Below are 12559 nucleotides of genomic sequence, written 5' to 3' on the forward strand. Positions count from 1 at the left end.
TGGCACTGTCCGGGCTGTTCTGGCGCGGACAGGGAGGAGTTAGCGCTCCGCCCCCGTTCGCAATGTCGGGTCCGGCAGCGTTGCCAGCATACCTTTAAAATTTTGCCTCATTTCGGCCTTGCCGATTGCCGCGCTCAGCGCGCGGCAGCGCTCGCGACCGAGCGCATCACCCGGAGCATGTTGCCACCGGCGAGCTTGGCGAGGTTCTCATCCGACCAGCCGCGCCGGATCAGCTCGGCGATCACGCGCGGGAAAGTCGAGGCATCCTCGAGGCCCTCGGGATTGAGGCCGCCGAAGAAATCGGAGCCGATACCGACATGGTCGTTGCCGATCCGCTTGGCGAGGTATTCGACATGGTCGCAGTATTCAGCCAGCGTCGCCTTCGGGCGGGGGCCGGCGGTGCGGACGATCTCGGCCTCGGCCTTCTTGTAGTCGAGCCCGTCCGGCGTCTTGCCGTACTGATCCTTGGCCGGACGATGCCAGTCGCGCGAGGCCTGGCTGATGAAGTCGGGCACGAAGGTCGCCATCACCAGCCCGTCGTTCCCTGCGACCCGGTCAAGCACATCGTCCGGGACGTTGCGCGGGTGGTCGCAGAGCGAGAAGGCGTTGGAATGCGACCAGACCACCGGGGCCGTGCTGACGTCGAGCACGTCGTGCATCACCTTGGGCGAGACATGGGCGAGGTCGACGATCATGCCGAGCCGGTTCATCCGGCCGATGACTTCCTTGCCGAAGGCGGCGAGCCCGTTGTGGCGCGGGGCGTCTGTGGCCGAGTCGCACCAGTCATGAGTGTCGTTGTGGCAGAGCGTCATCAGCCGGACGCCGAGATCCCAATAGGCGTCGAGCGCGTCGAGCTCGTTGTCGAGCGCCGAGCCGTTCTCGATCGTCATGAACAGGGCGATGCGGCCTTCCTTCCTGGCGGCCTCGACGTCGTCGGCCGACAGGCCCGGCCTGAAGACATCGGCATGGCGCTCCCAGATCCGGCGCATCAGCGCGATTTGCGCCAGCGCGAAGCCGGCGGGCTTGGGGTGATTCGGCGGGACATAGGCCGCGAAGAACTGCCCGGCGAGCTTGCCGGCCTGCATGCGCGGGATGTCGGTGTCGGTCTCGGGATGAACCTTGCCAAGGTCATAGGCGGAGAGATCGCCCTTCGCCGTCCGGTCGAGCCGCACGACATAGGGAAGGTCGTTGTGGCCGTCGATCAGCGGGACGCGGTCGAGCAAAGCGAGCGCCATGTCATAGGCGGCATCGGTGACGGGAGCGGCGGCGAGGACCATGGCGCACCTGGGAAGCAGGTTTCGGGAAGCGGGATTCGCAAGGGGTGATCGTGGCAGCGCCCGGTCACCGGCGCGAGGCCAAAAGCGCATGCCTTGAATGCGATCGAAGCCGCCATTCCGGTATCTCGCGCTGGGGTGGTGCGACATCGGGACCATAAGGGGCCGGTATCGCAGGATCGTGTACTGCATGCCGAGCAATCATCTTGCGCCGAATGCGCGCAGGGCCGCAGCATTGGCTGCCTATTGCATATGCAATGTGACGCAGATTGCTTTTGACAGAAATGTGGCGCGGAGTGATTGTCGAGCGCGCAGACGGTTGGTAGCTCTGCGCCGTAATCGCATCCCGCATGCGCCGGTATCATATCGCGCAAAAAAGAACGGGTAACTGATTCGAGGGGTTAGGCGTCGTTCAATGGAAGTATTCGTCCAGCAGCTCATCAACGGGCTGACCCTGGGGTCAATCTACGGCCTCATCGCCATCGGCTACACGATGGTCTTCGGCATCATCGGCATGGTGAACTTCGCGCATGGCGACGTCTTCATGCTGTCGGCGTTCATCGCGTTGATCTTCTTCATGCTGATCTCGGCCTGGTTCGGGGCCGGCCTGATCGTGCTGGCGCTGATCTTCGTCCTGATCCTTGCGATGTTCTTCACCTCGCTGTGGAACTGGACGATCGAGCGCGTCGCCTACAGGCCGCTGCGCGGTTCGTTCCGCCTGGCGCCGCTGATCTCGGCGATCGGCATGTCGATCTTCCTGATGAACTTCGTCCAGGTCGTGCAGGGGCCGCGCAACAAGCCGACCCCGCCGATGCTGAACCAGTCGATCCTGCTGATCGACAGCGCGACCTATCCAGTCTCGATCTCCTACAAGCAGATCGTCATCATCGTGACCACGATCGTGCTGCTCGCAGCCTTCTGGTACCTGGTGCAGAAGACGCCGCTCGGCCGGGCCCAGCGCGCCTGCGAGCAGGACCGCAAGATGGCTTCGCTGCTTGGCGTGGACGTCGATCGCACGATCTCGATCACCTTCGTGATGGGCGCGGCGCTCGCGGCGGTCGCCGGCGTCATGTACCTCGTGCTCTACGGTGTCGTGAACTTCGCCGACGGCTTCACGCCCGGCGTCAAGGCCTTCACCGCGGCCGTGCTGGGCGGCATCGGCTCATTGCCCGGCGCGGTGCTCGGCGGGCTGCTGATCGGCCTGATCGAGGTGATGTGGTCGGCCTATTTCACCATCGACTACAAGGACGTCGCCGCCTTCTGCATCCTCGCGGTCGTCCTCGTGTTCATGCCCTCCGGCATCCTCGGCCGGCCGGAAGTCGAGAAGGTCTGACGCTCATGGCAGGAGAGGCATCGACCCCGGCCAAGCGCCAGGCTGACATGATGAAGGCATTGAAGGAGGCGGCCTTCGCGGCGCTGGTCACCTTCGGCCTGTGCATTCCGATCATCGCCTGGGGCACGCGCCAGAATCTCGACAACCAGCTCGTGCTCGATCCGCGTTGGGACGCGGTGGCCTGGGCCGTGGCAATCATCTTCGTCGGCCGCTTCCTGATGGCGCTGCGCCAGCAGAAGCGAGGTGAAGGCAAGTCGGCGGTGCGGCTGCTGCCGCATGGCACGATCGGCTTCTTCCAGCGCCATTCGCGAATCTTCTCGGTGTTCGGCCTGGGCTTCCTGCTCACCTTCCCGATCATCGCGATCACCCTCGCGGGCTGGGGCGGGGCGCTGAAATGGATCGACAATTTCGGCGTCCAGATCCTGATCTACGTCATGCTCGGCTGGGGGCTGAACATCGTCGTCGGCCTCGCCGGCCTGCTCGACCTCGGCTATGTCGCCTTCTATGCGGTCGGCGCCTATTCCTACGCGCTGCTCGCCAAGAATTTCGGCCTGTCCTTCTGGATCCTGCTGCCGCTCTCCGGCATCCTCGCCGCCTTCTGGGGCATGCTGCTCGGCTTCCCCGTGCTGCGGCTGCGCGGCGATTATCTCGCCATCGTGACGCTGGCCTTCGGCGAGATCATCCGCCTCGTCCTGATCAACTGGACGGACTTCTCGAACGGCTATGCCGGCATCTCCGGCATCCCGCGGCCGAGCTTCTTCGGGATACCGTTCACGGCCGGCGATGACGGCTTCGCGGCGGTATTCGGGCTCGAATTCTCGCCGCTCTACCGGACGATCTTCCTCTACTATGTCATTCTGTGCCTGGCGCTGCTCACCGCCTACGTCAGCCTGCGCCTGCGCCGTCTGCCGGTCGGGCGCGCCTGGGAGGCGCTGCGCGAGGACGAGATCGCCTGCCGCTCGCTCGGCATCAACACCACCAATACCAAGCTGACGGCCTTCTCGCTTGGCGCCATGTTCGGCGGTTTCGCCGGCTCGTTCTTCGCGGCGCGGCAGGGCTTCATCTCCCCTGAATCCTTCGTCTTCATGGAATCGGCGGTGATCCTCGCCATCGTCGTGCTCGGCGGCATGGGCTCGCTCTGGGGCTGCGCCATCGCCGCGATCGCGATGATCGGCGGCACCGAGCTCTTGCGCGAACTCGACTGGCTGAAGCAGATCTTCGGTCCCGATTTCGACCCGACCAAGTACCGCATGCTGATCTTCGGCTTCGCCATGGTGGTGATCATGATCTGGAAGCCGCGCGGGCTGATCTCGACCCGCGAGCCGACCGCCTTCCTCAAGGAGAAGAAGGTCATCTCGGCGGACATGGTCCAGGAGGGGCACGGCTGATGACGACCAAGCCGCTTCTTCAGGTCGAGCATGTCACCATGCGCTTCGGCGGCCTGACCGCCGTCAACGACCTCTCCTTCGAGGCCCGCAAAGGCGACATCACCGCGCTGATCGGCCCCAACGGCGCCGGCAAGACCACGGTGTTCAACTGCATCACCGGCTTCTACAAGCCGACCGAAGGCATGATGACGCTGACGCAGGACAGCGGGGACAGCTATCTGCTCGAGCGCATGCCGGACTTCCGCATCGCCTGGAAGGCCAAGGTCGCCCGCACCTTCCAGAACATCCGCCTGTTCGGCGGCATGACGGTGCTGGAGAACCTGCTGGTCGCGCAGCACAACCCGCTGATGATCGCCTCGGGCTTCACCTTCCTCGGCGTGCTCGGCATCGGCGGCTACAAGGCGCGCGAGAAGGAAGCGATCGAGAAGGCCAAATTCTGGCTGGAGAAGATCAATCTGATCGATCGCGCCGACGACCCGGCCGCCGACCTGCCCTATGGCGATCAGCGGCGCCTCGAGATCGCCCGGGCGATGTGCACCGATCCTGTGCTGCTCTGCCTCGACGAGCCGGCCGCGGGCCTCAACCCGCGCGAGAGCCTCGACCTCAACAATCTGCTCCTGTCGATCCGCAAGGACCACGGCACGGCGCTGCTCCTGATCGAACACGACATGTCGGTGGTGATGGAAATCTCTGATCATGTCGTGGTGCTCGACTACGGCACCAAGATCGCGGACGGCACGCCGGCCGAAGTCCAGGCCGATCCGAAGGTGATCGCGGCCTATCTCGGCGTCGACGACGAAGAGGTCGAGGCGGTGGAAGCGGAGGTCGGCCTATGAGCGAAGCAGGGGCGCTTCTCTCCGTCCGCGGCGTCAAGACCTATTACGGCAAGATCATCGCGCTGAAGGGCGTCGACGTCGACGTCCGCCAGGGCGAGATCGTGACCATGATCGGTGCCAACGGCGCGGGCAAGTCGACGCTGATGATGACGATCTTCGGCACTCCGCAGGCGCGCGAAGGTACCATCACCTATGAGGGGCGCGACATCACCAAGATGCCGAGCCATCAGATCTCGCGCCTCGGCATCGCGCAATCGCCGGAAGGCCGCCGCATCTTCCCGCGCATGACGGTGTTCGAGAACCTGCAGATGGGTGCGGCCGTCGCCGGCATGCAGCATTTCGACGAGGATCTCGAGAAGATCTGCGCGCTCTTTCCGCGCGTGAAGGAGCGGCTGCAGCAGCGCGGCGGCACGCTCTCGGGCGGCGAGCAGCAGATGGTCGCGATCGCCCGCGCGCTGATGGCGCGGCCGAAGCTCCTGATGCTCGACGAGCCCTCGCTCGGCCTCGCCCCGCTGATCGTCAAGCAGATCTTCGAGGCGATCAAGGAGCTCAACCGCAGCCAGGGGCTGACCGTGTTCCTGGTCGAGCAGAACGCCTTCCATGCGCTCAAGCTCGCCCATCGCGGCTATGTCATGGTCAACGGCGTCATCACCATGAGCGGCTCCGGCAAGGAGCTGCTCGCCAATCCGCAGGTGCGGGCGGCCTATCTCGAAGGCGGACGGCATTGAGCGCCGCGAGCTTGAACGGAGCACGATGATGCAGGGCATTCTCTACGAGGAGCCGACCATCTGGCTCTTCCTGCTAGTGACGGTGGTGATGGGCGGCTGGGCCGCCTGGATGGCCGGCCGGGCAGTAGCGATCACCTGGCGCCCGCCGGTCCAGCTCGTCTTCTACACGCTGATCCTCGGGCTGGTGATCCGCTTCATCCATTTCGCTTTGTTCGAGGCGACGCTGCTGACGCTGCACTACTACATCGTCGACACGCTGGTCCTGTTCGCCTTCGCCGTCGCAGGCTGGCGCTACAACCGGGCACGGCAGATGACGACGCAGTATCGCTGGCTCTACGAGCGCACCGGGCCCTTCAGCTGGAGGGCTCGCGAGAGCTCCTGACGCCGCGCAAACACCACGAAAGTTCACCGGGCTTGCCGCGTGACAGCACCTCGAAAAAGCGCAAGACTGCGCATTCCGGTGGCACCACGCGCCGAGACGGGACGGCTAGGCCGACCCGTAATATACTCACAGGGGAGTCACAACGCATGAAGAAGCTGCTCTTGGGCGGTATTGCCCTTGGCGCGGTCCTCGCCTTTTCGGGCGTAGCGAACGCACAGATCAAGCTTGGCGTCGGCGGCCCGATCACGGGGCCGAATGCGGCCTTCGGCGCGCAGCTGAAGAACGGGGCGGAACAGGCTGCCGAAGACATCAACGCGGCCGGCGGCATCCTCGGCCAGAAGATCCAGGTCGTGGTCGGTGACGACGTCTCGGATCCGAAGCAGGGCGTCTCCGTCGCCAACAAGTTCGTCGGCGACGGCGTCAAGTTGGTGCTCGGCCACTTCAACTCGGGCGTCACCATGCCGGCGTCGGAAGTCTATGCCGAGAACGGCATCCTGATGATCAGCCCGTCGGCGACCAACCCGAAGATCACCGAGCGCGGGCTGTGGAACGTGTTCCGCACCTGCGGTCGTGACGATCAGCAGGGCTCGGTGGCGGCCGAGTACATTGCCAAGAATCTCAAGGGCAAGAAGATCGCCATCGTCCACGACAAGACGACCTATGGCCAGGGCCTCGCCGACGAGACCCGCAAGGGCCTGACCAAGGCCGGCGTCAAGGACGTGCTCTATGAAGGCGTCAACGCCGGCGAGAAGGACTTCTCGGCGCTGATCTCGAAGCTGAAGTCGACGGGTGCCGACTACCTCTACTGGGGTGGCCTGCACACCGAGGGCGGCCTGATCGTGCGCCAGATGCGCGACCAGGGCCTGAAGACCGTTATGATCTCCGGCGACGGCATCACCACCGACGAGTTCGCCACGATTGGCGGCCCGGGCGTCGAAGGCACGCTGATGACCTTCCCGCCGGATCCGCAGAAGCGTCCCGAGGCGGCTGCGGTCCTGAAGAAGTTCGAGGCCCGCAAGTTCAAGCCGGAAGCCTACACGCTGTACAGCTACGCCGCTGTCCAGATCATGGCCGAAGGCGCCAAGCGCGCGAACTCGGTCGATCCCAAGAAGATCGCTGCGGCGCTCCACGGCGGCCAGCCGGTCGACACGGTCATCGGCAAGATCGGCTTCGACAAGAAGGGCGACATCACCCGCCCGGACTACACCGTCTACACCTGGAAGAAGGGTGCCGACGGCAAGATCGGCTACGTCGAGAACTGATCGGCGCTGATCGCCGCAAGGCATGAGACGAGCCCGCTCCGGAGCGATCCGGGGCGGGTTTTTTTAGGGCTGCCTTCCATCGGATCACGGGGCCACGAAGCAGAAAAAGAACGCGCGGATTGTCGGGACCCGCGATGGCTTTTCGTCCTTTGGATGCCAAGCCCGTCAAGCAGTCCGTGGGAGCCTGCCGATGACCGTCACAATCACCGCCTTTGAACGCTCGCCCGACCGGGGCAATGGCCTGGCGCGCGATATGCGCGTGCGTTGGGCGCTTGAGGAGGCCGGCCAGCCCTACGAGGTCCGGCTGCTGTCGTTCAAGACGATGAAGGAGCCCGCGCATCTCGCGATTCAGCCCTTCGGGCAGATTCCGACCTATGAGGACGGCGAGCTCACCCTGTTCGAGTCGGGGGCGATCGTGCTTCATGTCGCGGAGCGCGGTCCCGGCCTGCTGCCGGACGAGGCGAAGGCCCGGGCGCGGGCGATCATGTGGATGTTCGCGGCGCTCAACACGCTGGAGCCGCCGATCTTCGACCGCAGCCTGGTCAGGATCCTCGAGCGCGACAAGCCCTGGTACGAGGAGCGCCTGAGCGCCCTCGACGAGATCATACGCAAGCGGCTAGAGGGCCTCTCCAGCCATCTCGGCGATGCGGATTGGCTCGACGGTGCATTCAGTGCGGGGGATCTCCTGATGGTGACGGTGCTGCGCCGGCTGCAGGGTTTGGGCCTGCTGGAGGAGCGGCCGAACCTTGCCGCCTATGTCGCCCGCGCCGAGGCGCGGCCGGCTTACCAGCGCGCTTTCGAGGCTCAGCGAGCAGTGTTCGCGGCCTCATCGGCGGGTTGAAGCAGCGCTGGGACGGGACGTCGCGCGGCTCTGCCGGTGCGGGATTTGAAGCTAAATCGAAGCCGGGTTCTTAACGTCTGTCGAGTATCGAGCCCTCGAGACGTGGGAGCGCGATGTTCAACAAGCAGAGTCATCCCCTGCCGGCAGCGGTCGAAGCCGAGATCATTTCTCGTCTGTTCAACGCTCTGCCCCAGATCGGCTTCGTAACCACCTGTTTCGTCGCCGGGACGATTTTCATCGCCTGGGAAACCGGCGATGCCTGGACGTGGGCGATCCTGGGCGTCGCGATCGCGACGAGCGTCGCACGCATCGCTGGCATTCTGGCCTATCGGCGCTGGGCGCCGAAACCGATGACGCTGGAGCAGGCGCGGCGCTGGGAGCGTGCCTATTCGCTTCCGGCCCTCGCGTTCACGGTCGGCATTGCCCTTCTGACCGTCAGGGTCTTCGCTGCCGGCTGGACCAATGGTGAAATCCTCGCGGTCGGCCTGACGATGGCGCTGACGGCCGGCTCCTGCGCGCGGACCTTGCGCTACTGGCTCTGCGCAACGCTTTCGACCATCGCGTTGACCGTGTTGATCGTGATGCTTCTTCTGTCTGCCGATCCGGTCCGGATCGGCATTGCCGCATTGTTCGCGCTCTACCTGTTTTCGATCTTCGAGTCGTCGCGCCATATCGTCGGCCAGGTCGAGGCGCTTCTCATCGCAGAACGGGAACTCGAGGCTGCGGCAAGACGAGATCCCCTGACCGGCCTCGCCAACAGGCGCGCTTTCGACGAGGCGCTCGCCGAGGCTTCAGCCACCGGGGGCTTCGCTTTGCTGCTGCTCGATCTCGATGGCTTCAAGGCGGTGAACGATCGCCTGGGCCACGCCGCCGGCGACGAACTTCTGCACCAGGTCGCGGCACGGTTGTCCGGCATGCTGAGGACTGGCGACCTGCTGGCACGCCTCGGCGGGGACGAATTTGCCGCGATCTTGCCCACCGCCGACACGGCTGCGGTGAAAGCGATTGCCGATCGGGCGGTGGCGCTGGTCGGGCTACCCTACGCCGTGCTTGGCGCGCCGGCGATCGTCGGGATCTCGATCGGCTTCGAGGTCGTGGAGATCGGGCACGCCGTCGATGGACAGCAGGTCAAGGAGGCGGCAGACCGCGCGCTGTATTCTGCCAAGGCGGCGGGCAAGGGCCAGGCGGTCTTTGCCAGAGCCGCCTGAACCTGAGGAGCGAGGCTCGCTCCTTTGACGGCCAGCACAGCCCTGCGTCGATCAGATCGCGGTCAGGTTCTTCATGAAGCCGGCGAAGCGCAGCAGCCCGTCCGGCCAGGGACCATGGCCGGATTCGGTGTTGATATGGCCGCTGTCGCCGGCATCCACGAACTCCGAGCCCCAGGCTTCGGCCAACGCCCTGGCCTCGTCCGGCGTGCAATAGGGGTCGGTCGCGCTGGCGATCAGCACCGAGCGGAAGGGCAGGGGCTTTTGCGGGATCGCGCTGAAATCGTCGGCCATGCCGGGGATGGCGCGCTTGGCGCGCTCGGAGGCCGGGGCGACCAGGAAGGCGCCGGCGACCTCATGCGGTTTCAGATGCTCGGCCGCATGCGCGACGGCGCTGCAGCCGGCCGAATGGGCGACGATGACGACGGGCTTCGTCGCGGCGCGCACGGCGGCGACGATGCGGTTTGCCCAGCCGTCGCGGGTCGGCTTGTACCAGTCCTCCTGCTCGACGCGGCGGGCGGTGGGCAGCTTGGCTTCCCAACGGCTCTGCCAATGGTCGGGGCCGGAGCCCGACCAGCCGGGGACAATCAGGATGTCGGTGTCGGAGGTTTTCATAGCCGCTAGATAGCGCTCGGTTCCGTGAAATCCAGCAGGCGCCTCACGCTTCCCCGAACACCCGGCGGAAGATCGTGTCGACGTGCTTGAAGTGATAGCCTTCGTCGAACATCGCCTCCAACTGCGCCACGGAGAGCTTGGCGGTGACGTCCTTGTCGGCCTTGAGGTTTGTGAGGAAATCCTCGCCATGCTCCCAGGTGCGCATCGCATTGCGCTGGACCATGGAGTAGCTGTCCTCGCGGCTGGCGCCGGCCTGAGTCAGAGCGAGCAGGACGCGCTGCGAATTGTGCAGGCCGCCGAGCTTGTCGAGGTTCTTCCTCATGTTCTGCGGATAGATCAGCAGCTTGTCGACGACGCCGGTGAGGCGGGCCAGCGCGAAATCGAGCGTCACAGTCGCATCGGGGCCGATCATGCGTTCGACGCTGGAATGCGAGATGTCGCGCTCGTGCCAGAGCGCGACGTTCTCCAGCGCAGGCGTCACCATGCCGCGCACCAGCCGGGCGAGGCCGGTCAGGTTCTCGGTCAGGACGGGGTTGCGCTTGTGCGGCATCGCCGAGGAGCCCTTCTGGCCCGGCGAGAAATACTCCTCCGCCTCGTAGACCTCGGTGCGCTGGAGATGGCGGATCTCGGTGGCGAGGCGCTCGACGCTGGAGGCCACGACGCCGAGCGTGGCGAAGAACATGGCGTGGCGGTCGCGCGGGATGACCTGGGTCGAGACCGGCTCGGGCGTCAGCCCCATCTTCTGCGCGACGTATTCCTCAACCTGCGGGTCGATATTGGCGAAGGTGCCGACGGCGCCGGAGATGGCGCAGGTCGCGATCTCGGCGCGGGCGGCGACCAGCCGGGCGCGGCAGCGGTCGAACTCGGCATAGGCCTGGGCGAGCTTCAGGCCGAAGGTCACCGGCTCGGCATGGATGCCGTGCGAGCGGCCGATGGTCGGGGTCAGCTTGTGCTCGAAGGCGCGGCGCCTGATGGCGGCGAGCAGGGCGTCGACATCGGCGATCAGGATGTCGGTGGCGCGCGCCAACTGCACCGAGAGCGTGGTGTCGAGCACATCCGAGGAGGTCATGCCCTGGTGGACGAAGCGCGCCTCGGGGCCGACGATCTCGGCGAGATGGGTCAGGAAGGCGATGACGTCATGCTTGGTGACGCGCTCGATCTCGTCGATGCGGGCGACGTCGAAGGTGGCGTCCCTGGCCTTGGCCCAGATCGTCGCCGCCGCTTCCTTGGGCACGACGCCGAGCTCGGCGAGCTTGTCGGTGGCGTGCGCCTCGATCTCGAACCAGATGCGGAAGCGCGTCTGCGGCTCCCAGATCGCGACCATCTCGGGGCGGGAATAACGGGGGATCATAGCGGGCTCGCGACGTGACGATGAAAGGCTCGCCGGCTCGCTAGCACGGACGGGCCGCCGACGGAATGCCGCAGGCCCGCTGCTGACAGCTTCGGACCCCCGTCCTGCCTAGCGTCCGCGCCGGCTGGGCGGGACGCTCTTCGGATTTGGAGCGCCGACAGACCCAAGGAGGAAAAGACCGATGTCCTATGTCGATGGTTTCGTTGCGGCCGTGCCTGCCGCCAATCGCGACGCTTATGCCGAGCACGCCCGGAAGATGGCGCCGATCTTCAAGGAATTCGGCGCGACGCGGGTCGCCGAGAACTGGGGCGACGATGTCCAGCACGGCAAGCAGACCGACTTCTATCGCGCCGTCGCGGCCAAGGAGGACGAGGTCGTGGTCTTCGCCTGGGTCGAATGGCCAAGCAAGGAGGCGCGCGACGCCGCCTGGCAGAAGATGATGGAGGATCCCCGCATGGCGCCGGGCGCCAACCCGATGCCCTTCGACGGTGCCCGGATGATCTATGGCGGCTTCGCCGGTATTGATTTGTAGAAGACGCCGTCATTCTCGGGCGGAGCGTAGCGCAGACCCGAGAATCTCATGACGAGAAGGCGCCGGCTGGAGCCTCTTTCGGCTTGAGATGCTCGGGGCAAGCCCGAGCATGACGCGTGGCCACTATCAGACCCAGTCGCCGCGCGCCGCCTCCGCCGCCTTGCGGATGGCGGCGATGTTGCCGGCATAGGCCGAGGGGCCGCCCTTGAACACCGCCGAGCCGGCGACCAGCGTATCGGCGCCGGCCTTGATACAGAGCGGCGCCGTCTCCGGTGTGACGCCGCCGTCGATCTCGAGCGCGATCGGCCGCTCGCCGATCAAGGCGCGCACCTGCGCGATCTTCTCGACCACCGAATGGATGAAGCTCTGGCCGCCGAAGCCGGGGTTGACCGTCATCAGCAGGATCAGGTCGACATCGCCGATCAGCGGCTCGGCCGCGCTCGCCGGCGTGCCCGGGTTGAGCACGATGCCGGCCTGCTTGCCCTGGGCCTTGATCGCCTGCAGCGTCCGGTGCGGATGCGCGCCGGCCTCGACATGGAAGGAGATCAGGTCGGCGCCGGCCTTGGCGAAGGCCTCGATGTAGGGATCGACCGGCGCGATCATCAGATGGACGTCGAAGAACTTCCTCGTATGCGGGCGGATCGCCTTCAGCACGTCGGGGCCGAAGGTGATGTTGGGCACGAAATGCCCGTCCATCACGTCGCAATGGATCCAGTCGGCGCCGGCCTCGTCGACGGCGCGGACCTCCTCGCCGAGCTTGGCGAAGTCGGCGGAGAGAATGGAAGGGGCGATGCGGATCGTGCTCATGCGGC

13 protein-coding genes are annotated in these 12559 nt (G+C 65.6%); 9 read left to right on the forward strand and 4 right to left on the reverse strand.

Annotation, left to right across the window (positions count from 1 at the left end):
* Nucleotides 1-134: 134 nt before the first annotated feature.
* Entirely contained in the window at nt 135-1277 is a 1143-nt protein-coding gene (locus BMZ21_RS24725; RefSeq protein WP_167561739.1) for a dipeptidase, read from the reverse strand.
* Nucleotides 1278-1689: 412 nt separating this feature from the next.
* Between BMZ21_RS24725 and BMZ21_RS24730 the strand changes: the two genes are divergently transcribed.
* From BMZ21_RS24730 to BMZ21_RS24765, 8 genes are all read left to right on the forward strand, one after another.
* The gene (locus BMZ21_RS24730; RefSeq protein ID WP_091841039.1) at nt 1690-2607 is read left to right on the forward strand and encodes a branched-chain amino acid ABC transporter permease; all 918 of its coding nucleotides are present in this window, start codon (nt 1690-1692) and stop codon (nt 2605-2607) included.
* 5 nt (nt 2608-2612) lie between these two features.
* Nucleotides 2613-3995 carry a high-affinity branched-chain amino acid ABC transporter permease LivM gene (gene livM, locus BMZ21_RS24735; protein WP_091841041.1) on the forward strand — a complete coding sequence of 461 codons (1383 nt, stop codon included), beginning with the start codon at nt 2613-2615 and terminating at the stop codon, nt 3993-3995.
* The gene (locus BMZ21_RS24740) at nt 3995-4831 is read left to right on the forward strand and encodes an ABC transporter ATP-binding protein (protein ID WP_091841044.1); all 837 of its coding nucleotides are present in this window, start codon (nt 3995-3997) and stop codon (nt 4829-4831) included. The genes livM and BMZ21_RS24740 overlap by 1 nt, the downstream gene beginning before the upstream one ends.
* Nucleotides 4828-5559, forward strand: coding sequence for an ABC transporter ATP-binding protein (locus tag BMZ21_RS24745; RefSeq protein WP_091841047.1), 732 nt, complete (start codon nt 4828-4830; stop codon nt 5557-5559). The genes BMZ21_RS24740 and BMZ21_RS24745 overlap by 4 nt, the downstream gene beginning before the upstream one ends.
* 28 nt (nt 5560-5587) lie before the next feature.
* On the forward strand, nt 5588-5941 hold the full coding sequence (locus BMZ21_RS24750) for a DUF6867 family protein (protein WP_091841347.1): 354 nt from the start codon (nt 5588-5590) through the stop codon (nt 5939-5941).
* A gap of 146 nt (nt 5942-6087) precedes the next feature.
* Nucleotides 6088-7203, forward strand: a complete 1116-nt coding sequence (locus BMZ21_RS24755) for a branched-chain amino acid ABC transporter substrate-binding protein (protein WP_091841050.1) — start codon at nt 6088-6090, stop codon at nt 7201-7203.
* A gap of 190 nt (nt 7204-7393) precedes the next feature.
* Nucleotides 7394-8044: a glutathione S-transferase family protein gene (locus BMZ21_RS24760; protein WP_091841052.1), complete on the forward strand. Its 651-nt coding sequence runs from the start codon at nt 7394-7396 to the stop codon at nt 8042-8044.
* A 113-nt stretch (nt 8045-8157) separates the two neighbouring features.
* Entirely contained in the window at nt 8158-9252 is a 1095-nt protein-coding gene (locus BMZ21_RS24765; protein ID WP_091841054.1) for a GGDEF domain-containing protein, read from the forward strand.
* 51 nt (nt 9253-9303) lie between these two features.
* Here the strand turns inward: BMZ21_RS24765 and BMZ21_RS24770 are convergent, their stop codons facing one another.
* Nucleotides 9304-9864 carry an RBBP9/YdeN family alpha/beta hydrolase gene (locus BMZ21_RS24770; RefSeq protein ID WP_091841056.1) on the reverse strand — a complete coding sequence of 187 codons (561 nt, stop codon included), beginning with the start codon at nt 9862-9864 and terminating at the stop codon, nt 9304-9306.
* Between the two features lie 43 nt (nt 9865-9907).
* Nucleotides 9908-11215 carry an adenylosuccinate lyase gene (gene purB / locus BMZ21_RS24775; RefSeq protein ID WP_091841058.1) on the reverse strand — a complete coding sequence of 436 codons (1308 nt, stop codon included), beginning with the start codon at nt 11213-11215 and terminating at the stop codon, nt 9908-9910.
* Between the two features lie 181 nt (nt 11216-11396).
* Between purB and BMZ21_RS24780 the strand changes: the two genes are divergently transcribed.
* Nucleotides 11397-11747, forward strand: a complete 351-nt coding sequence (locus BMZ21_RS24780; protein ID WP_091841060.1) for a DUF1428 domain-containing protein — start codon at nt 11397-11399, stop codon at nt 11745-11747.
* A 126-nt stretch (nt 11748-11873) separates the two neighbouring features.
* Here BMZ21_RS24780 and rpe read toward each other — a convergent pair whose 3' ends face one another.
* On the reverse strand, nt 11874-12554 hold the full coding sequence (rpe, locus tag BMZ21_RS24785) for a ribulose-phosphate 3-epimerase (RefSeq protein WP_091841063.1): 681 nt from the start codon (nt 12552-12554) through the stop codon (nt 11874-11876).
* Nucleotides 12555-12559: the final 5 nt, after the last annotated feature.

Origin of the sequence: Allobosea lupini, from assembly GCF_900109525.1 — a bacterium.
GTDB classification, from domain to species: Bacteria; Pseudomonadota; Alphaproteobacteria; order Rhizobiales; family Beijerinckiaceae; genus Allobosea; species Allobosea lupini.

Excerpts from the sequence above, each read along its gene's own strand:
- BMZ21_RS24725 (WP_167561739.1), bottom strand. The coding sequence starts at position 1,277 with ATGGTCCTCGCCGCCGCTCCCGTCACCGATGCCGCCTATGACATGGCG.
- BMZ21_RS24730 (WP_091841039.1), top strand. The coding sequence starts at position 1,690 with ATGGAAGTATTCGTCCAGCAGCTCATCAACGGGCTGACCCTGGGGTCA.
- livM (WP_091841041.1), top strand. The coding sequence starts at position 2,613 with ATGGCAGGAGAGGCATCGACCCCGGCCAAGCGCCAGGCTGACATGATG.
- BMZ21_RS24740 (WP_091841044.1), top strand. The coding sequence starts at position 3,995 with ATGACGACCAAGCCGCTTCTTCAGGTCGAGCATGTCACCATGCGCTTC.
- BMZ21_RS24745 (WP_091841047.1), top strand. The coding sequence starts at position 4,828 with ATGAGCGAAGCAGGGGCGCTTCTCTCCGTCCGCGGCGTCAAGACCTAT.
- BMZ21_RS24750 (WP_091841347.1), top strand. The coding sequence starts at position 5,588 with ATGCAGGGCATTCTCTACGAGGAGCCGACCATCTGGCTCTTCCTGCTA.
- BMZ21_RS24755 (WP_091841050.1), top strand. The coding sequence starts at position 6,088 with ATGAAGAAGCTGCTCTTGGGCGGTATTGCCCTTGGCGCGGTCCTCGCC.
- BMZ21_RS24760 (WP_091841052.1), top strand. The coding sequence starts at position 7,394 with ATGACCGTCACAATCACCGCCTTTGAACGCTCGCCCGACCGGGGCAAT.
- BMZ21_RS24765 (WP_091841054.1), top strand. The coding sequence starts at position 8,158 with ATGTTCAACAAGCAGAGTCATCCCCTGCCGGCAGCGGTCGAAGCCGAG.
- BMZ21_RS24770 (WP_091841056.1), bottom strand. The coding sequence starts at position 9,864 with ATGAAAACCTCCGACACCGACATCCTGATTGTCCCCGGCTGGTCGGGC.
- purB (WP_091841058.1), bottom strand. The coding sequence starts at position 11,215 with ATGATCCCCCGTTATTCCCGCCCCGAGATGGTCGCGATCTGGGAGCCG.
- BMZ21_RS24780 (WP_091841060.1), top strand. The coding sequence starts at position 11,397 with ATGTCCTATGTCGATGGTTTCGTTGCGGCCGTGCCTGCCGCCAATCGC.
- rpe (WP_091841063.1), bottom strand. The coding sequence starts at position 12,554 with ATGAGCACGATCCGCATCGCCCCTTCCATTCTCTCCGCCGACTTCGCC.